Raw genomic sequence first — 20,221 nt, 5'->3', positions numbered from 1 at the left:
AAAACGCTGTGGAGGGTTGGTGAAAGGTTCCGTTCGGTAGCGTGGCTGTTGGTTGAGTCTATGGGAGGGGGCATGGTTCCGTTCGCTGGGGCGGTTGTTGGTTGGGACTATGTAAGGGTAGTGAATTGTTCCGTTCGCTAAGGCGTTGTCTTTATATGTAATCACCTCTCACGCGAACGTGCCAGGGGGCTTCGCCGCCAGCCCCCTGGCAACCCCGGCTCCCGGCACGCAAAATCGCCCGCTGAAGCGGGAAACCTCATCTTTTCCCCGCTGGCTTCGGGTCGGGCATGACGGCACGTCCCTGTGCCGACATGCCCTCGCACCGGGTCCAGCCGGTGCGCCCCGGCCACCGTGAAAAAGCTGAGGCGATTTTGAGGCCGGACCCAAATTTCGCTGCGATGTAAAATTTTTACTGAGGCCGAGAGCGGCTTTTGCCCAACGAGAAGGATGCATTGCGCTGTACAGCTAAGCGCAGCGCCACCTGTCTCAGGCAGTTTCAAAACCGGAACCAAACCTCGCTGCGATATGGGTGTTTTAATGGGCCTGAAAGTGGCTTCCGCCCAGGGAAAAAGGTTCCTTGTGCTTGACGGCTAAGCACACGCCACTTGTCTCAGGCAGTTTCAAAATCGGAACAAAACCTCGCTGCAACGCGGGTGTCTTAACGGGTCTGAAAGCGGCTTTTGCCCATGGAGAAGGGTGTCTTGCGCTGGGCGGCTAAGCGCAGCGCCACCTGTCTCAGGCAGTTTCAAAACCGGAACCAAACCTCGCTGCGATATGGGTGTTTTAATGGGCCTGAAAGTGACTTTTGCTCAAGGGTAAGTGAGTACTAACACGAGCATTTTCACAGCAACATTTGCGTTACTGTTTCCATTTACCTGTCAGCGGTGACGTTTATCCGGCCTCAAAATCGCCTTCCGGGCTGGCAGATGGCCGGGGCACGCCGGAGGGAACCGGCGTGAGGTCATGTCGGTGCAGGGATGCACCGTCAGGACCGACCCGAAGCCAGATGCCAGGCCGGAAGGTCTGCCCCGAAGGGGTCGATTTTGCGAGCCGGGAGCCGGGGTTGCCAGGGGGCTGGCGGCGAAGCCCCCTGGCACGTTCGCGTGAGAAAAGCGAACATATAAAGACAACGCCTTAGCGAACGGAACCCTTCACCACCCTCACATAAACCCAAACAGCAGACTCCATAGCGAACGGAACCTTTCACCTGCCTTACATAGACCCAGCCAACAACAGCTCCGGCGAACGGAACCCTTCACCGTCCGCGCATACTCACCTCCACAAAGCCATCAGGCAAATGGCGCCGCGCCCCCGCGCGAACATCACACCCCCAACCTGTCCCGCAGACTGTAATAAGCCGCGCCCATGGCGGTAAACGGGATCTGGAATGAACGCCCGCCGGGGAAAGGGTAATGCGGCAGCGTGGCGAAGGCGTCGAATCGTTCCGCGTCGCCGCGCAGCGCTTCCGAGATAAGCTTGCCTGCCAGGTGGGTACAGGTCACGCCGTGGCCGCTGTCGCCCTGCATGTAATAAATGTTGTTTTCAAGCCTGCCAAACTGCGGCATGCGCGAGAGGGTCAGCAGGAAATTTCCCGTCCAGCGGTAGTCTATTTTCACCCCTTTCAACTGCGGGAAGGTTTTCAGCAGCTTCGGCATAATCAACCTGTCGATGTCGTCCGGGTCGCGCGCGCCGTAAACCACGCCGCCGCCGTAAAGCAGGCGGTTATCCGCCGTCAGCCGGTAATAGTCGAGCAGGTAATTACAATCTTCCACGCAATAATTACTGGGCAGCAGCGAAGCGGCGACATCCGCATCCAGCGGCTCGGTGGTCACCACCTGGGTGCCGCACGGCATGCTGCGACGCGCCAGCGCAGGCTCCAGCTTGCTGCCAAGGTAGGCGTTGCCGGCCACGATCACATAGCGCGCCTTCACCTGCCCCTTGTCGGTTTTCACGATAGCGGGCTGACCGTGTTCGATTTTCACCACGGCAGACTGCTCGAAAATGCGCCCGCCCTGTAAGCGAATCGCCTCGGCTTCGCCCAGCGCCAGGTTGAGCGGGTGAATATGGCCGCCGCTGTGATCGAGCAGCGCGCCGCTGTAGCGATTGCTTGCAATCTCATCGCGCACCTTGTCGGCGTCCAGCAATTCCAACTGATTGTTGCCGTAACGCTCCCAGTTCGCTTTTTGCTCAATCAGCCCCAGATACTGTTTGCGGTTGAGCGCCACAAAGAGCCCGCCTGGGCGGTAATCGCACTGAATATCGTAGCGAGCAATGCGGTCGCGGATAATCTGCGCGCCTTCAAACATCATGTTGCCGAGCATTCGCGCCGTCGGCGCGCCGTAGCGCTCTTCAATCACATCAATGTCGCGGCTGTAAGAGTTCACAATCTGGCCGCCGTTGCGCCCGCTGGCGCCAAAGCCAATGCGCGCCGCCTCCAGCAGCACCACGTCATACCCTTGCTCGACTAAATGCAGCGCGGATGAAAGACCGGTATAGCCGCCGCCCACCACGCAAACATCGCATTCCAGCGATTCGGTAAGGGTCGGATAGGGGGCATGCGCGTTGGCGCTCGCGGCGTAGTAGCTTTTTACATGTTCCATGATTAAGGCTCCAGGGCGATCCAGATGGTTTTCAGTTCGGTGAATTTGTCCAGCGCATGCAGCGACTTATCGCGGCCGTTGCCGCTCTGCTTGTAGCCGCCGAATGGCACGGTCATATCGCCGTCGTTATAGTTGTTGATGAAAACGGAACCCGCTTTCAGCCTGCGGGAGAGGCGATGGGCGCGGGAGAGATCCCGCGTCCAGACGGCGGCGCCCAGCCCGTAGTCGCTGTCGTTGGCAAGCCGCAGCGCTTCGTCTTCGCTGGTAAACGTGGTGACGGCCAGCACAGGCCCGAAAATCTCTTCCCGGGCGATACGCATGTCGTTGCCCACGCCGGTAAAAATAGTGGGGCCGATGCCAGCGGATAGCGACGCGTCGCGCCCGTCAAGCCACAACTGCGCCCCTTGCTCAAGGCCAAGCGCAATGTAGTTGCGCACGCTTTGCGCGTGGCTTTCGTCGATCAGCGTGCCCATGACGCATTGCGGGTCGAGCGGGTCGCCGGGCTGGAACGCCTGCGCCTGTTCAGCGAGCAGTTGCAGAAACGCATCGCGAATACTCTCCTCAACCAGCAACCGCGTACCGGCGATGCATACCTGCCCCTGGTTATAGAAGATGCCCGCCGCCGCGCCCGCCGCCGCTTTTTTCAGGTCCGGGCAGTCGGCGAAAATGATGTTGGCGCTCTTGCCGCCCGCTTCGAGCCAGACGCGCTTCATGTTCGACTCGCCGGCATCTTTTAAAAGCTGTTTCGCCGTGCGCGTGGAGCCGGTAAAGGCGATGGCGTCGACATCCGGATGCTGCGCCAGCGCGCTGCCCGCCTCGTGACCAAAGCCCGGCACCACGTTCAGCACGCCGTCCGGCAGCCCCGCCTCTTTGGCGAGCGCGGCGATGCGCAGGGCGGTGAGCGGCGATTTTTCAGACGGCTTGAGGATGACGCTGTTGCCCGCGGCCAGCGCCGGGCCGAGCTTCCAGCAGGCCAGCAGCAGCGGGAAGTTCCAGGGGACGACCGCAGCGATAACGCCGACTGGCTCGCGCACGATCAGCGCCAGCTCGCTGTCACCTGTCGGCGCGACTTCGCCATAGACTTTATCAACCGCTTCGGCGTACCAGCGAATGGCGCGCACGGCGCCGGGAATATCATCACGCAGGCTATGGCGAATCGGCTTGCCGGTATCAAGCGTTTCCAGCAACGCCAGCTCCTCGTGATGCTGCTCCATTAGCGCGGCGAAAGCGTTCAGCACCTGTTTGCGGGCGGCGGGCGAAGCCTGAGACCAGTCGCCGCGTTCAAAAGCGGCGCGGGCGCTGCTTACGGCAGCGTTTACATCTTCCACCTTGCCGCGCGCGACGTCGGCAATCTTCTCGCCTGTCGCCGGGTTAAGGGTGGCGAACGTCTCGCCGCTCAGGGCGTCGCTGTATTCGCCGTTAATAAATAAGCGCCCCTGCGCGACAAGCTGTTTCGCCTGCTGCCGCCAGTAAGCCAGTTGATGAAACTCCATAAGTGCTCCTTTGAAATTCAACGTGTTATCGAATCATTCCGCCGGTACGTCACGGAATTTGGGCAAAGCGGGGCCGCGGGAGATTTTTAATAAAAATCCCGGGCCTGCTTTTACAGTTATGCAGCCTGCGGTGAGGCGCGTTCGGCCTGCTTCGTTAACCGAAAACGCGCTTTTCGGCTATCAGAAGGTGGTGGGCGTATGCGCGCTGATGATGCGGCAAATCCCGGCCGAGGTATTGCTGAAGCTGTGGGGTATGCCCGTGTTGATGGCATAGCTTTGTCCTGCCGCCAGGTGATAAGTCTGGCCGTTTATCGCCAGCACCACTTCGCCTTCCAGCAGCGTGCCTATCTCTTCCCCCTGGTGTTTAATTCTTTCTCCGGTCGTGGTGCCGGGCTGGTACGTTTCAATAATCATCGCCAACGTGCGATGAGGGTTACCGTTATGAATCAGCTTCATCGAGACGCCCTGGCTGCCTATCTCAATCAAATCGTCCTGATTGATAACCACCTGCGGTTCGTCCGGTTTCTCTGGTTCAGCAAAAAACTCCGACAGCGACAGCCCGTATACCTTCAGCAGCTTTTGCAGCGTACTGATGGCCGGACTGACTTTATCCTGCTCAATGGTGCTGATAGCGCTGTGCGTTAATCCCGAAAGTTCAGCGACGCGGCGCTGCGACAAACCCAGTTGCTGGCGGATCTGCGCTAAACGCTTCCCCGGCGCCAGGGTGATATCGCTCATATTTTTGCTTCCTTAAGTCAGTGTCAGGCGGGCGGTCGTAATTCTGCCCGGTATCCCCGACAGGCGGTGATAAAACCCTCAAACAACAGGCGCGAAAGGGCATATTCATCGCTCTTCCATTCCGGATGCCACTGGACCGCGAGCGCGAAAGGGTGGTCCTCGACGCTCACGGCTTCCACCAGCCCGTCGGTTGACCTTGCCTCCACGCGCAGGCGAGGGCCCAGCGTTCTCACGCCCTGGCCATGCAATGAATTAACCCAGAACCTGTTGCAACCCGGTACAAGGCGGGAGATTAAGCCGCCTGGCTGTACCTGAACTTCATGAGAGGGCGCATATTGCTGCGCCAAAGGCAGTTCCGGATCCTCTCTGTGTTCAAGAAGCTCCGGCTGCTCGAACAGCCGACGATATAGCGTTCCGCCAGTGGCGACAACCAATTCCTGCAAGCCCCGGCAGATGGCGAAAAGGGGGATGCGCCTTTCGAGCGCGCTTTCAATCAGCGCCATGCTCAATGTGTCTCGCCCGGGGTCGGCGTCAGGCTCATCGCCGTTTTCACCATAAAGGTGCGGCTGAACGTTGCTGGGGCTGCCCGGCAGCATAATGCCGTCGAGCTGCGGGAGAAGCGTAGTCAGAAGTTCCGGTTCCGCCAGCGCGTGCGGTAAAGGAACAGGAAGGCCGCCTGCGTGAAGCACAGCGTCCAGGTACTTTTCTTGCAAAGTTTGACTTAAATGTCCTTTTATCCTGTTCCTGCACATAACCACTCCAATGAGAGGTCTGTAAAATATATTGCCCATTTTGCCCTCGCCTGATGGACTAAATTATTTACAAATAACGGTAATGCTTCGTCTGTTGTTCAATATTTTCTCAATCTAGCAGCGGCGTAACTAAAATTCAAACGTAATTTAACATTTGAAAAACATTTCAGTTGCATCTAAATTTTAAAAATGGAAATTATATCGAACGGTCGCAGTCAACAGACCGGGACTCCTGGCAACAACGGCGGTGAATCATGGAAACCAATATCGTAGAAGTCGAGAATTTCATGCAGCACAATGAAGAGAGGCGAAGCAGTGCGTTTGCTCGCGAAGTAAAAGCCTATCTGGAGCGCTATCCTCTGACCGAACATGTCGACGTGATGCTCACAGATTTAAACGGCTGTTTTCGCGGCAAACGCATTCCCGTAGCAGGCTTGCGCAAAGCAGAGAAAGGGTGCTATTTCCCGGCCTCGGTTTTCGCGATGGACATTTTAGGCAATGTAGTAGAAGAGGCGGGGTTGGGGCAGGAGCTGGGCGAACCGGATCGCCGCTGCGTACCCGTAGCCGGCACGCTGGTGCCGTCGACCACCGATCCTGAATATATAGGTCAGTTGCTGCTGACGATGCAGGATGAAGATGGTACTCCCTTTGACGTTGAGCCACGGAACGTGCTTAACCGACTCTGGCAGCAGTTGCGCCAGCGCGGGCTGTTCCCCGTGGTAGCGGTAGAGCTGGAGTTCTATTTAATTGACCGCCAGCGCGACGCCGAAGGGTATCTTCAGCCGCCGTGCGCGCCCGGCACCCAGGATCGCAATACCCAAAGCCAGGTTTACTCCGTCGACAACCTTGACCGCTTCGCCGACGTGCTGAACGATATTGACGAGCTGGCGCGTCTGCAACAGATCCCCGCCGACGGCGCAGTGGCGGAAGCCTCGCCCGGCCAGTTTGAAATCAACCTGCATCATACCAGCGACGTGCTGCAAGCCTGCGACCACGCGCTGGCGCTTAAACGCCTGGTGCGCCAGGTGGCCGAGAAGCACGGCATGCAGGCCACGTTTATGGCCAAGCCTTATGAAGAGCACGCCGGCAGCGGCATGCACATCCACATTAGCGTCGTGAATGATAAAGGGGTAAACGTGCTGGCGGACGCGAACGGCGAAGACTCCGGCATATTAAAGAAGGCGCTGGCAGGGATGATAGACCTGATGCCCGCCTCAATGGCGCTGCTCGCCCCTAACGTTAACTCCTATCGCCGTTTCCAGCCTGGCATGTATGTGCCGACGCAAGCCTCATGGGGGCATAACAACCGTACCGTAGCGCTGCGTATCCCCTGCGGCGACCGCGACAGCCACCGGGTTGAATACCGGGTCGCTGGCGCCGATGCCAATCCTTATCTGGTGATGGCCGCAGTGCTTGCAGGCGCCCTGCATGGTCTGGATAATGACCTCCCTTTGCCGGAGGCCGTCGAGGGTAACGGTCTTGAGCAAGAGGGCACGCCATTCCCGATTCGTCAAAGCGATGCGCTTTACGAATTCCAGGTTCATCCCGCCATGCGCGAACTGCTCGGCGGCCGCTTCTGCGACGTGTTCCACGCCTGCAAGAACGATGAGCTTATCCAGTTTGAGCGTTTGATCACCGAAACCGAAATTGAGTGGATGCTGAAAAACGCCTGATTTTCCGCTGACAATCAACCTCGCTTCCCTGCCTGCATAGCGCAGGCCGGGAAGTTTTTACCCGTAATACCCTGTCGAGGCCGCAGTCCGACAAAAGAGAATACGCCGCTTCTGTGGAAGAAAGCGGCGAGCGTTGCCGGGCGGAACAGGCCGGCTTTTTCCGACGTCGCGCGAAGGAGCGAAGCGCGGCTACGGTTGACTACGACGTTCAGGATACGTTACGAGGAAAAAGAGATGGTGTATGTTTATGTCTATCCGCCGCGCACAGGCATCCGCCTGAGCCGCAGCAAATACGGGCCGTTTTCCGGCGGTGATAACCAAAAGCTTTCCCCACGCCACATCTCCCCGTGTTCGTCTGACGGGTTCCCCAACGTCTCTGGCGCAGAGACAAAAGAGGGGATCCGGCATGGCGATTAATTACGATCTCAATGTCGCGTCCGCGGCGGCGAAACCGCAGCTGCGCAAATCGCTGAAGCTCTGGCAAGTGGTGATGATGGGCCTTGCGTATCTCACGCCGATGACCGTGTTTGATACCTTCGGCATCGTTTCGGGCTTGAGCAACGGCCACGTGCCCGCCTCTTATCTGGTGGCGCTCGCGGGCGTACTCTTTACCGCCATAAGCTACGGCAAGCTGGTAAAGCGCTTTCCTACCGCAGGCTCCGCCTACACCTACGCTCAGCAGGCGATAAACCCGCATGTGGGTTTTCTGGTCGGCTGGTCATCGCTGCTGGATTATCTCTTCCTGCCGATGATCAACGTGCTGCTGGCGAAGCTCTATCTCTCCGCCATGTTCCCGGATGTGCCGCAGTGGATCTGGGTTGTGCTGTACGTCGGCATCATGACTATCGCTAATCTCAAGAGCGTTAATCTGGTGGCGAACTTCAACACGCTTTTTGTCGGCGTGCAGGTGGCGATCATCGTGGTCTTTATCTTCCTCGTGGTGCATGGGCTGCATAAAGGCGAAGGGGTGGGGACGGTCTGGTCGCTCTCGCCGTTTGTCAGTGAAAATGCGCAGCTGCTGCCTATTATTACCGGGGCGACGATAGTCTGCTTTTCGTTTCTGGGCTTCGACGCCGTTACCACGCTTTCGGAAGAGACGCCCAACGCGGGTAAAACCATTCCCCGGGCGATTTTCCTGACGGCGTTATACGGCGGGGTTATCTTTATCGCCGCCTCGTTCTTTATTCAGCTTTTCTTCCCGACCATGAGCCGCTTTAAAGAACCGGATGCCGCGCTGCCGGAGATTGCGCTTTATGTCGGCGGCAAGCTGTTCCAGTCTGTGTTTCTCTGCTGCACCTTTGTGAATACGCTGGCATCGGGTCTCGCCTCGCACGCCAGCGTGTCGCGCCTGCTCTATGTGATGGGGCGCGATAACGTTTTCCCGGAAAAGGTGTTTGGCTATGTTCACCCGAAATGGCGCACGCCAGCGCTGAATGTCATCCTGGTGGGAATTGTAGCGCTGACGGCGCTCTCTTTTGACCTTGTAACCGCCACGGCGCTGATTAACTTCGGCGCGCTGGTCGCCTTTACCTTTGTAAACCTCTCGGTGATAAACCACTTCTTCCTGCGGGAAGGGCGCAACAAAACCTGGCGCGACAAGCTGAACTATCTGGTGTTGCCGCTGGTGGGCGCGCTGACGGTGGCGGTGCTGTGGCTAAACCTGGAGAAAAGCTCGCTGGTGATGGGGCTTATCTGGGCGGCGCTGGGCCTTGGCTGGCTGACGTGGCTGACCCGACGTTTTCGCCAGCCGCCGCCGATGTTTAAGGGCGAGCAGGCGGAAAGCGTGAGCGAGTAGCGGCATCCTGCATAGCGGGCGCGTGCAGCGCCCGCTATGCTCAGCCGTTTAAATTTCCCCCTGCGCCCGGCGCGTTGCGCGCGCCATACAGGCTTTGGAAAAAGCGCGAAACAACGTCAGGTAATGGGGGTTATGCTGTACCTGCCATTCCGGATGGAACTGCACGCCAACGGCGAAGGCGCGGGCCTTTTCCACCGACACCGCTTCAACCAGGCCATCCGGCGCGCGCGCCTCTACGCGCAAGCCCGGCGCCAGCGTTTCAATGCCCTGGGTATGCAGGGAGTTCACTTCAAATTTCGGCGGCAGGCCGAGCGATTCCAGCACGCCTCCCGGCTCGGTATGAATGATATGCGCCGGGCCATATTGTTCCGTGAGATCGGCATCCGGGTTTTCACGGTGATCCGCCCACGGGCCTGCGGTATGCACCGCCTGGTGCAACGTGCCGCCCATCGCCACGTTCAGCTCCTGAAAACCCCGGCAGATGGCGAGCAGCGGCACGCCCGCTTCAATGGCGGCGCGCAGTAGCGGCAGGGTGGTGGCGTCGCGCGCCGTGTCGCTGTGGGTGTTAAGAATGTGCAGCGTATGGCCGTAAAGGTCCGGGTTAACATTGCTTGGCGAGCCGGTAAACAGCAGGCCATCGAGCCGCGCGAACCAGCTTTCCGGCGCGATCAGGTCGCCAAACGCAGGCACGATCACCGGCAGGGCGCTGGCGCCAAACACCACGGCGCGCAGGTATTTATCCCCGGCCACATGAAAAAATTGACCGTTATGCTCCCAGCGGCAGGCGGTCACGCCGATTAAAGGTTGTTGCATAGCCGTTCTCCTGGCGCTCTGGCGCCTGCGCGTGTTACGGGCATTCCCGCGTCTGTTATAAGAACTAATTTTAATCGCTTTTGGCGGGAATGACGGGGTTCGTTTGTTGAGCGGGAAAGGCGGTAAAAATCAAGCTTATCAACGCAGCACGGGTTTCGCCTGTTCTGCGTCTCTTTCAACCCGCTCTGAAAGCCGCTGTTTCTCTTTCGAAGCGTGACAGGGGGGCTTTGAATGGAAAACGGGCATCGTTAGCTTTTTATGTCTGCATTAATTTCCCCAATAATGCACTTCCCGCTTCGCTTTTTTCGTCATTTCCTGCCGCCCTTGCGGATGAATATAACGTAACGTGCTGGCTTAACGCGTTGATGCACTATACTGACCATTGCAGTTGTCATTTACCTACGAGGCTGCCCACGGTTAATCACTTGACGCAAACCTTACCCATGACCCTCAGGAGAACAAAATGCAAAAGCGTAAAACCTTGAAAGAACTGCTGACCGTATCGGCAGTAGCAGCAATGTTCGTCACTGTCGGCGTGCAAGCCCAGACGCAGACCAGCGCCGCGCAGAGTGGTGCCGCAGGCCAGACCCAATCGAGCGGGAAGCTCAGTTCCGGCGATGAAAAAGCGTTAATGGACATGGCGCAGGCCAATGTCAATGAAATCGCCGCCGCTAAGATCGCGCTGAACAAGGCGCAAAGCAACGACGTTAAAGCATTCGCTCAGAAGATGGTTGATGATCACGGCAACGCGCTGACCAAAGTACAGGCGGTCGCCCAGCAAAAGGGCGTGACGCTGCCGACGGAGCCGGATGCGATGCATAAAACCATGGCTGCTGAACTGGAAAAGCAGAGCGGCGACGCCTTTGACAAAATGTATATGGAAAACGCGGGCACCAAAGATCACAAAATGGTGCTGTCGAAGCTGCAAAGCGACGCCACGAATATCAAGGATCCGGATGTGAAGGCCCTGGCTGATGCGCACACGCCGGTGGTGGAGCAGCACCTGAAGGCCGCCCAGGATATGAAAATGAATTAAGGTCACTAAACAGGTCGCTCGGTGGGGAGATTATCCAGCGACCTTAACGGGGTGTTCAGGCGTCACGGTGGGAGCGCCATTGTGGACGGTGTTATAGAACGGGGCCGCTTTGACGAACATGTGCCGATCGATGCTCGCCCGGTGGCGCCGCAAACTGGCACTCGCTTTACCTGTTAACGACCAGAATCCACCCGCAGTAGCCGTTCGGCAGGCTACAGGGCGCAGACAGGCGAGGGATCGCTTCTTGTTCAGCGCCATCATCCGCTCATCGCATTTTTAGCCATCCGGCAACGATGCAGCCCGGCCTTACCATTCCCGGTTTATAAACCGTTGCCCGTCTCTGTTGGCGGTTTCGCCAGGCGTTTTGGCAATCTCCAGCGCATCCCGGCAATCATTAGCCTGTTGTGGCGCTGGCGAACCGGGCGCTGGCATTGGAGCCAGCCATGGAATTAGCGCCGCTTGAATACGGTCTCGTTCATGCCGGTGAAAACGAATGCGCAAGCCGAACTTGTGAGCAATCAACCGGGGCAGGGAACACCTGCTACTGGAATGAAGAGCAATCATCAACGGTGTGATCTGGCGTGAGACAAACCGCGATAAGCTGTCGCTGCATATCCTACTCAATTCTTGCAGCAGTGTGATTATTTGCGCTGACTCATCAGGTGTCTTTTTTTTGTACAAAGACATAAGATTAATCGCATCTTAAATAACACTGCCGCTCTTGCTTAAACATCATTTAAAAACCTAAAAAAAAATTAACCTGTTGATTTTAATGGGTTAACGCATGCATGGGCTTTTTAAACCAATAATATCCACCCAGCATATATAAATGGCTTGTTAACTAAATTATAATTCTTTTATATCCGGATGAGAGATGAGGTTAGAATGCGGTTAATCGTCATGTTGTTAAGCTTATTGGTCTCTGTACACGTCTGGGCGGGCCAACTTCCCAAACCTGGTGGTAAAGTCCTTTTAACCCTCTCCGGTAATATAGAAAATACAAATGAAGACGGGAAAGCCGTTTTTGATATCGAAGGCCTTGAGAAACTGGGCATGGTAAGTTTCCAGACCACTTCTCCCTGGTATAATGGCCGCACTAAGTTTACGGGTATTCCGCTGCAAAAACTCATGGATTATGTCGGGGCGAAAGGGACTGTTGTTAAGGTCACCGCGCTCAATGACTACACCACCGTTATCCCTCTCAGTGATTTCAGGAAATACAATGCAATCCTGGCGGTAAAAATCAACGGAGAGTATATGCGTATCCGGGATAAAGGCCCGCTATTCATTGTTTATCCCTATGACAGCATACCTGAACTGAATAATCAGATTTATTATTCAAGGTCAGCATGGCAGGTCAGCAGAATGAACATTGAGTAGGGGCTCAGAAGCGCATCATGAACAGAATACTGGCTGGTATTATATTTTTTCTTTTTATATCTACCGGGTATATATCTTTCCTTGTGCATGAAAGGCAGCAAGAGCTACAGAAACTGACGCATTACACCGATTCATGGTCTGCTGCACAGCTGGTATCCGAATATTACCGCTTCGAATCCTGGCTTGGTCTTTATACTATCGATGATTCTATGAAGATCGATGATGTACGCCTGCGTCTTGATATTATGCTCAGCCAGAGTGACTTGGTAAAAGAAGGCGATTTGGGGCGCTTTATAGAAAGCAATAAAACGCATAATGAACTGGCTTCACAACTTGAAAATACGCTTAATTATCTGGATGTTCATCTTGAACAAATGAACCGTGCAGAGCTTCAGGCGTACCTGAAAAAAATGCATGCGCTGGACACGCCGCTGGGCCGCCTTTCATCGGGTGCATTAAATAAGGATGTGAATTCGATTAATAATGCGAATCACAAAATTCAAACGCTCTATTATATCTATTCAGCGACGTCTGTACTGCTAATCATACTGAGTGCGATTCTGGGCGTTCTGATATTCTACCAGAACAGAAATATCCTCAAGGCGCACCTTCAGGTTAAGACGCTTGCTGAAGAGCTACAGGAATCTAAAGAGAAACTGCAAATCCAGAATGCGAAACTGGAATATGACGTTTACCATGACTCGCTTACCGACATGAATAACCGCCAGTTCTTCTGGGATAATCTGAATAAAACCATTGAAGCGGCAGAAGGAAATAACGCGTCTGTAACGGTGATGTTATTTGACTTAGACCGCTTCAAAGAGGTGAATGATACCTATGGTCATGACGCCGGAGACATGTTATTACGCCAGATTTCCCACCGCCTGGTGTCGATGAGCCTGGATTCAGATACGCTTTATCGCTTAGGTGGCGATGAGTTTGCGTTTCTCTCAAGCGGCCTGACAGAGAGCAGCGCGGTTTCACGAGCCCAAAAAATATGCCATTCTATTAATCAGCCCTACACGATTTATAATACGATTATAAATATCACCACCTCTGTTGGTATTGTTATTTCAGACACTGAACGCCGCTCCGACTATCTCTATAAACTTGCCGACCTGGCCCTTTATGAAGCCAAAAATGAAGGCCCGGGGAAAATAAAAGTCTTCCGCCAGCGAATGTTAGACAAGCTGCAAGAAAGCAGAACCCTTGAGCATGATATGGCAATGGCATTAGTGAACAAAGAATTCGTGGTTTATTATCAGCCGATTGTCGATTCGTTCAGCCGGGAAATTTACAGTTATGAAGCCCTGATTCGCTGGAGACATCCTCTGAAGGGTCTTATTTCGCCGGATAGTTTTATTCCCGTTGCTGAAAAAACCGGAATGATTAACGAGATGGGGAAACTGGTGCTTGAAATGGCCTGCCGGGAAGCGGCTTGCTGGGCGGTTCCGGCTAAAATCTCAGTTAACGTCTCGCCTGTACAGCTAAGCAGCAAAGCCTTTGCCGGCATAGTGCTCTCCATTCTGAAAGAAACAGGGCTTCCGGCTGACCGTCTTGAACTGGAAGTGACGGAATCCTCTCTCTTTACTGAGAGCGCTACGCCGATGAATACGCTGAACAAGCTCAGAGATTTGGGCGTGAAAATCTCCATTGATGATTTTGGTACGGGCTACTCTTCACTTTCGCGCCTGAGCAAGCTTGCCTTCGACAAAATCAAAATAGATAAGTCCTTTGTGCATTCGATATCCACTCAGGAAGACGCGCTGAATATCATCAAGCTCATCACGGGCATGGCGAAATCCCTCAATATGAAGGCGGTTGCAGAAGGCGTGGAAACGCAGGAACAACTGCAAAGTCTTCAGGCGCTGGGTTGCGATTTCGCCCAGGGATATCTGTTTGGTAAACCTCAGCCTTGTGTCGATGAGGAAATCAGAAACGGGTTAATTACCAACGCTATTCCTGAATTGTAAAGCCCGGACTGGCGGCTGCGCTGTACAAGGCGCTGAAGAGAGCCGGGCACTTGAAGGCTGCCATTAGTCAAAATAAGGTCTCAGAATATCTTCAGTCCAGCTCATAAAAGCCTTTACCCGCTGCGACAAATTGCGCCGGTGCGCGATAACAAAAGAGGCAGTGAGCGGCTCGGGGCGTAAATCAGGAAGCACCTCAATCAGGGCGCCGCGTTTGATATGCGGCAAGAGGGAGGAGTAACCTCCCTGAATTAAGCCTAAACCCGCCAGCCCTGCCTCATGATAAGCCGGTACGCTATTCACTCTCATCGTGCCTGGCAACATTAAAGATTTATAACCATCGGCGGTCGGATACTCCCACCCGTCAGGTTTCGACCCAAAATTTCGCATGTAGTAAACCATTCTGTGCCCCTGATGGAGAAGATCATCAAGCGTCTGCGGTACACCAAAGCGATCCAGATAGTCCGGGCTTGCTGCGTTGATCATGCGCAGATGCCCCAGAGGCCTGGCAATAAGCGTTTCATCGGCGATGGGCCCAAGGCGAACGACGCAGTCAAATCCTTCCAGAACCAAATCGACAAGGCGATCGGTACTTGAAAGCTCAAGCTCCAGTTCAGGGTGTGCATTCAGCAATTGTGGCAGGGCTGGGATCACCACGCTCTGTGCCAGCACCGCCGGTATATCAACGCGTAATCGTCCCCGCAGCGGCCTGCCGAAATCCGCGAACATAGACTTCAGCTCTTCTGCTTCCGCCAACAAGTCACGCGCGCGTGAGTAAAACGCGCGCCCATCTTCTGTCAGTTGTACGGTCCGTGTTGTCCGGTGCAGAAGCGTAGCGCCTACATCGCGTTCGAGCTCACGGACCACCAGCGAGGCGCGCCCTTTCTTGATGCCAAGACTTTCAGCGGCCTGCGTAAAGCTCTTCATTTCTGCAACACGCGCAAAAATGATCAGCGCATCGAGATTTTTCATTGTTCACCCTCAGGGTAACAGTACGTTATTTTTTGGGCTGTTTATGGCGATATTACTTTTTAATAGACTGCATTCACACCGCGTAACCGCGTAACGTTTTCTGAAGGCAATCAACATGTTTTTCTCTGCGTTATCCGGAGCAGACGATCAAGCGCCAGGATGCAGAGCGTTACCCGGAACCTTTCGCTTTTAAAGCAGAGGGGTAAACCCAGGGTAGTGAACGCATTTCAGTTTATTCGCGGCTGTCTGCGTGCTTACGCTGAAATAGATCGCCATTTACGAAGGATGAAGAGAAATGAATAAAGGTTATTTGATCGCTCATGTGACGGTATCAGACCCTGTCGCATACGCTGAATATGCCCGCGCTGCCGGAGAGGCAATGAAAGATTTCAATCCGAAGATCGTTGCCTGGTCCGGTCAGTATGAAAACCTTGAGGGCGAATCTCATGAACGGCATGTCGTTTTTGAGTTCGCTTCCTTTGCCGAGGCCAAGCGTTTTTATGAAAGCCCCGGATATCAGGCCGCCAGGTCAATACGGGCCGGCGCTGCGACCGGCACTTTTGTGTTGGTTGAAGGGGCCAGTGTTTAATATTAAAGACGCGCATGTCTGTTTTGTGCCAAAAGCGGACGTTGCTAATATCGGAATGTACTAGTCAATGAGGGCAGGTCAGGCAGATTATTTAACGTTTTAAAGCCTACATCATTATGGAAAAGGGCTGCCAATGTATTATGGGAAGACTTCCGGCACGCCACCGGTTACCCAGAGAAACTGGTATATATTATATCTGCGGGAGTGCTCAAGCCTTACCCTCTGTGCTCTCCTCCAGACACGTTCTGGTTGGATTCTGTAGTCCAATGGGAAGACTGGATGGAATCAACTCGGTACGACCTTGACTATCGCACACCTGGTTACGGCAGCCGTCTCGAAGGCCATAGCCTCTTTTTATCTAAGGTACAAAGCCTGATTAAAGAAGAGGGGATAGAGAATTTTACCTGCGACATTACCGACGTAAATGGGATTTCCTCTTCCAGTTCTATAGATTACGGTATCCGGGATATAGATGCTTTCCCGCTTCGTCATGCAAAACGCTATATCTCAGCGATAACTGAGCAAAGTCTTGCTTAAAACATGCAACATCCGGGTATCAGACTCGATGATATGCGCTTTGCTGATTATCCATGGACGTCGCGGCGTTTGTACTGGCTGAACTGCGACTAAATGGTCATGCTCAGACCGGAAGCTTGATTATTCCCGGGATCCTGCGGTCCGAGACGATTAAATAATATTAAAAGCTAAGTGTATTTTTGAATCCTTACTCATGCCTGCCCCAAGCTTATGCAAAATGCCACTAACAAACCCCGTCTGCGAATAAGAAGCCCATTTCCCACCGGTCATCGCCGGATAGTCGGGACACCTATTTCAGAACTGGTAAGAGCGGCAAAGAAAAAAGGCCGCCCAGGGGACGGCCAGCGCATGCTTAAAGCAGTGTGTTTACCTGAGTTAGCGGAGTGGGCGCGTACAACCCGGCACACCCCCAGACACCGGCATTCTGAAGAATTACCCGTTTATTCATATCGCCGGTTCGGACTATTATTCGATCGCTGTACCGTCTGATGTTATTAATCAGGATATTAAATGTTTCTTTATCAATCTGTACCCGGGCAAATTCCTCATCCAGTACAACGACATCACAGCTCTGAACGAAAGGGTGACCGTTCCCTACATCTGCAAGCCAGACGGAATTGACTCCCCGCGACAAATCTTCAATTTTGGTATGCAATCCCTGTGGTAACTGGAGGGTCACGAAGGGCAGTGTTTTGAGCATGCTTCGACAAAGGTGATCGAATGTCAGTAAGGCTGCCATGCCATCATCTGCAACCACAATGGAGCAGAAAAGGCCCTCATCCTGAAAAAACGCGGCCTGCCTGCTGATGGTTTTCAACATTTCGAACAGATACATTCGTTTCTGTTCGATGCTTATCAATGCTGACGGATTTTTTGAGCCTACCTGCACACCGAGAAGTTGTCCTGAGCCTGGAGCGGTAATCTTTTCTGCATACATCGTTATTCATCCTCAATGACCTGACTCACCGGCGTTGGTCATTTGCGTTTTTTGTCTGTATTAACCTTGTACCGTCCGGGTCAGGCATGTAACGGTGACATCAATATATATTCTCTGACACGCTGCGATAAAGATTAAAGCAACCTGTCACGGGCAATCAGAGAGTTTTCATAAAAGTTTGTGTAAGGTAAGCGCTATTCATCTCAGGAGCTATACCTTGCGGATCAGAAAAAACTGAAAAAAAGGCGTTTTAGAGAAAAACTAAGGCCTGTGCAGATTATGCGCTTAAAAATCTTTTTTTATCAGAACATTACTTACATACCGTTTCGACAGTTCTGGTTAATCTGTGGGCAGGAAATCCCCCTATTGTTTATGCCTTTCATGAGGTTGCCGATACGAGTTCGTATCGGCTTCTTTTTAAGACTTTTCTTGCTAAATATAATATATCTTGATTTCATGAACGTAGCGGTATGCTGACCAGAACGGTACTGGCGCAACCCAAACTCAAATTAATATAGTTGCCCCGTATTTGCATTTGTCAGATTTATGCCAGTACCGTTCTGATGTCGGGTACTGGCACTTTTTGATATTAGTTTTTTTCTGTATGTTTCCTGTCCGCAAATATCTGTCTGCTCTTAATTATCCTGATACTAAGCGGCTGTGATTTACCTTATTTTCAGGTAGCCGATTCCAGGCCACTGTCTGCCGCCCCGGCAGCATAAGCCAGCCTGTGTTGTTGAGCGGGAGGACGCATAATTTTTAATATGCTGTAAGCTACCGGGACGTGTGATACCGGCTCGCCATAATCACGTGTTCCTGAGCAACTTTTGCAGACATCCCCGGAAACCGTTGCGTGGATTACGATAGTCCGGATAAGAGAATTATCATCAATCGTTGTCAGCATTAAGCTGTTCAGTCATTGCTTCAGGCGTACCGGCCATGTTCTGACAGCCATGAACCGAAACGACTATAGTTATTTCAGGAATAATGCGTCGCCAGTACTTTACGTAGCCCACTGATAATACGTTTTTTCCAGTCTGGCGAAGATGTCCGGTACTGTAAAAATACGCTCCCTTCCGCCTGGAAACCCCGAAGCGGCAGAACATTAATCTCTTTCCGGTCAGTAAGATTTTCAACCCAGGGCGCCGGAACGACTGCCAAAAGGGGGGCATTACGCAACGCCGGTACTAACTGGCTGTAGTCACCACATATAAAAGACAGCTGACGTGATAACCCGGACCGGAAAAGCTGCCGGTCCAGTTCATTGGCCGACTGCGGCCAGGGATGACAATAAAAATGCTCAAAATCTTCCAGCTCATGGAAATCCAGAGCGGTACGCCCGCCCATTTTATCACGCAGCAGCGGCCCGTAAGCCACGACCAGACGAGTACTTCCCACACGTTCGTAATGCAGGACACTGGACTGTTTCTGATAGTCACCGACTGCAATGAGGAGATCAATTTTTTCTTCTATCAGTTCATCACGCCATTCACGTCGTTCAAAGGTAAGGCATTCAATGACAGCTTCAGCCTCATGTCCCTTCCTTGCTAATTCAGGTGTAAGGAGCACGTTAAGTGCCGGAGGAAGCACCACCCGAAAAAGACGGGCATCAGGGCTGGCCCCGCCAAACAACTCCTCGTTGAGAGAGGCAAACAAAGGAACCAGCCAGCTTCTCTTTAAGCTTTTCAGCAAACAGGGTGGGAACTTGCTGGTTACCAACGCGACGAAATAAGGGATCATTCAGCGAGTCCCGCAAACGCGTCAGGGCGTGGCTGACCGCCGAGGCACTCAGACCGAGCTTCTTTGCGGTGAGACTGGTAGAGCCTGTCGAAAGCATAACATAAAGAATTTTAAGGAGATTTAAGTCAAGTTGCAGGATATTCATTCTTATTCGATGTAATTGCACCAAAGTAAATAGCGGCTCATTATACTCCGGCTTTTTATGTCAGGATCATTTATGTATCGTTCCGCATTACTTTTAACCTGGTCTTTATTTATGTTACCACTGAGTGGATTTGCTACCCTTAATCCTAACCAGCCTCTTTCAGAAGCACCGCCCTTTTCTTTATTTGCTGAGTGGGCAAAGCCAGTAAAACCTTTTCGCATCGCTGATAATGTCTGGTATGTCGGAACGGAAAACCTTTCATCCATTCTGATAACAACGTCCGAAGGTCATATTCTGGTTGATGGTGCCCTGGATGCCAGCGCGCAAAATATCAGACAGAATATAGAATCCCTGGGTTTTAATATTCATGATATCCGCATAATCCTTAACAGCCATGCCAGACTCGATCAGGCTGGAGGAATATCAAAATTAAAATTATGGAGCGGCGCGTTACTTGCAGCCAGCCAGGCGAATGCAGATCAGATGGGGCGCGGTGGGAAAGATGATTTTGCATTGGGTGATGCGCTTCCTTTCCCGCCTGTTACTACCGACATTATCGTTCATAATGGCGAGACAATTAATCTGGGTGAAGTAACAATCAAAGCGCTGTTAACCCCGGGCCATCTTCCGGGTTCCACCTCATGGTTGTTCAGCCTTCCGCGTGGCAGGACAATGATTTATGCTGATAGTCTTGCCACCCCGGGCTACTATCTTGTTGATAATAAAAATTATCCTGCACTGGTGAATGATATTCGAACAAGTTTCGCTACTTTGTCAGCGCAGCATGTGGACATCTTTATAGCCAACAAAGGTGAACGTTTTAACCTGGCAGAGAAGCGCACCAGGCTGTACGCCGGAGATAAAAACGCGTTTACAGACCGGGATGGTTTACAAAAGTATGTTTCACAATCAAAGCAGACTTTTGAAGAGCTTTTGAAAAAACAGGCCGGTTTCAGTAAGTAGCGCTTTTATCATCTGAATTTGTTTTGTGTCCATGAGTTCGCAGGCAGGTCAGAACGGCTGCGTTCTCATGTGACATACGGTATTTATT

Annotated in this window: 16 protein-coding genes and 1 pseudogene; 9 read left to right on the top strand and 8 right to left on the bottom strand. The window is 53.2% G+C overall.

Annotation, left to right across the window (positions count from 1 at the left end; translation table 11 throughout):
- Nucleotides 1-1,322: 1,322 nt before the first annotated feature.
- The 4 genes from DW56_RS18200 to puuD form a co-directional block, all read right to left on the bottom strand.
- Nucleotides 1,323-2,603, bottom strand: a complete 1,281-nt coding sequence (locus DW56_RS18200; protein WP_024552699.1) for an NAD(P)/FAD-dependent oxidoreductase — start codon at nucleotides 2,601-2,603, stop codon at nucleotides 1,323-1,325.
- Nucleotides 2,603-4,093: an aldehyde dehydrogenase PuuC gene (puuC, locus tag DW56_RS18195; protein ID WP_024552700.1), complete on the bottom strand. Its 1,491-nt coding sequence runs from the start codon at nucleotides 4,091-4,093 to the stop codon at nucleotides 2,603-2,605. The genes DW56_RS18200 and puuC overlap by 1 nt, the downstream gene beginning before the upstream one ends.
- 180 nt (nucleotides 4,094-4,273) lie before the next feature.
- Entirely contained in the window at nucleotides 4,274-4,831 is a 558-nt protein-coding gene (gene puuR / locus DW56_RS18190) for an HTH-type transcriptional regulator PuuR (protein WP_024552701.1), read from the bottom strand.
- A 23-nt stretch (nucleotides 4,832-4,854) separates the two neighbouring features.
- Nucleotides 4,855-5,622: a gamma-glutamyl-gamma-aminobutyrate hydrolase gene (puuD, locus tag DW56_RS18185; protein WP_024552702.1), complete on the bottom strand. Its 768-nt coding sequence runs from the start codon at nucleotides 5,620-5,622 to the stop codon at nucleotides 4,855-4,857.
- Between the two features lie 215 nt (nucleotides 5,623-5,837).
- Between puuD and DW56_RS18180 the strand changes: the two genes are divergently transcribed.
- From DW56_RS18180 to DW56_RS18170, 3 genes are all read left to right on the top strand, one after another.
- Nucleotides 5,838-7,256, top strand: a complete 1,419-nt coding sequence (locus DW56_RS18180) for a glutamine synthetase family protein (protein WP_024552703.1) — start codon at nucleotides 5,838-5,840, stop codon at nucleotides 7,254-7,256.
- Nucleotides 7,257-7,490: 234 nt separating this feature from the next.
- Entirely contained in the window at nucleotides 7,491-7,673 is a 183-nt protein-coding gene (locus DW56_RS18175; protein ID WP_024552704.1) for a hypothetical protein, read from the top strand.
- Entirely contained in the window at nucleotides 7,663-9,051 is a 1,389-nt protein-coding gene (locus tag DW56_RS18170; protein ID WP_024552705.1) for an APC family permease, read from the top strand. The genes DW56_RS18175 and DW56_RS18170 overlap by 11 nt, the downstream gene beginning before the upstream one ends.
- A gap of 48 nt (nucleotides 9,052-9,099) precedes the next feature.
- Here DW56_RS18170 and DW56_RS18165 read toward each other — a convergent pair whose 3' ends face one another.
- The gene (locus DW56_RS18165; RefSeq protein WP_024552706.1) at nucleotides 9,100-9,864 is read right to left on the bottom strand and encodes a gamma-glutamyl-gamma-aminobutyrate hydrolase family protein; all 765 of its coding nucleotides are present in this window, start codon (nucleotides 9,862-9,864) and stop codon (nucleotides 9,100-9,102) included.
- Nucleotides 9,865-10,327: 463 nt separating this feature from the next.
- Here DW56_RS18165 and DW56_RS18160 point away from each other — a divergent pair, with 463 nt between their 5' ends.
- The 3 genes from DW56_RS18160 (at nucleotide 10,328) to DW56_RS18150 (ending at nucleotide 14,253) form a co-directional block, all read left to right on the top strand.
- Nucleotides 10,328-10,900, top strand: coding sequence for a DUF4142 domain-containing protein (locus DW56_RS18160; RefSeq protein WP_024562127.1), 573 nt, complete (start codon nucleotides 10,328-10,330; stop codon nucleotides 10,898-10,900).
- An 885-nt stretch (nucleotides 10,901-11,785) separates the two neighbouring features.
- Nucleotides 11,786-12,280, top strand: a complete 495-nt coding sequence (locus DW56_RS18155) for a putative pterin-binding protein (RefSeq protein ID WP_024552708.1) — start codon at nucleotides 11,786-11,788, stop codon at nucleotides 12,278-12,280.
- Between the two features lie 17 nt (nucleotides 12,281-12,297).
- Entirely contained in the window at nucleotides 12,298-14,253 is a 1,956-nt protein-coding gene (locus DW56_RS18150) for a putative bifunctional diguanylate cyclase/phosphodiesterase (RefSeq protein WP_029590139.1), read from the top strand.
- Nucleotides 14,254-14,316: 63 nt separating this feature from the next.
- Here DW56_RS18150 and DW56_RS18145 read toward each other — a convergent pair whose 3' ends face one another.
- Nucleotides 14,317-15,222, bottom strand: coding sequence for a LysR family transcriptional regulator (locus DW56_RS18145; protein ID WP_024552710.1), 906 nt, complete (start codon nucleotides 15,220-15,222; stop codon nucleotides 14,317-14,319).
- Between the two features lie 295 nt (nucleotides 15,223-15,517).
- Between DW56_RS18145 and DW56_RS18140 the strand changes: the two genes are divergently transcribed.
- Together DW56_RS18140 and DW56_RS22510 are read left to right on the top strand one after the other, a co-directional pair.
- On the top strand, nucleotides 15,518-15,811 hold the full coding sequence (locus tag DW56_RS18140; RefSeq protein ID WP_024552711.1) for a DUF1330 domain-containing protein: 294 nt from the start codon (nucleotides 15,518-15,520) through the stop codon (nucleotides 15,809-15,811).
- Nucleotides 15,812-16,090: 279 nt separating this feature from the next.
- Entirely contained in the window at nucleotides 16,091-16,348 is a 258-nt protein-coding gene (locus DW56_RS22510) for a DUF6685 family protein (protein WP_139152809.1), read from the top strand.
- A gap of 352 nt (nucleotides 16,349-16,700) precedes the next feature.
- Here DW56_RS22510 and DW56_RS18135 read toward each other — a convergent pair whose 3' ends face one another.
- Nucleotides 16,701-17,285 (bottom strand): hypothetical protein, encoded by a 585-nt coding sequence (locus DW56_RS18135; protein ID WP_024552712.1) that lies wholly within the window; start codon nucleotides 17,283-17,285, stop codon nucleotides 16,701-16,703.
- Nucleotides 17,286-18,263: 978 nt separating this feature from the next.
- Nucleotides 18,264-19,170, bottom strand: a pseudogene (locus tag DW56_RS18125) (LysR family transcriptional regulator).
- Between the two features lie 72 nt (nucleotides 19,171-19,242).
- Here DW56_RS18125 and DW56_RS18120 point away from each other — a divergent pair.
- Nucleotides 19,243-20,133 carry an HARLDQ motif MBL-fold protein gene (locus DW56_RS18120; protein WP_024552714.1) on the top strand — a complete coding sequence of 297 codons (891 nt, stop codon included), beginning with the start codon at nucleotides 19,243-19,245 and terminating at the stop codon, nucleotides 20,131-20,133.
- Nucleotides 20,134-20,221 lie beyond the last annotated feature (88 nt).

Source organism: Franconibacter helveticus LMG 23732, assembly GCF_000463115.2.
In the GTDB taxonomy this organism is placed as follows: domain Bacteria; phylum Pseudomonadota; class Gammaproteobacteria; order Enterobacterales; family Enterobacteriaceae; genus Franconibacter; species Franconibacter helveticus.
This window is presented reverse-complemented; position numbering and strand designations above follow the sequence as displayed.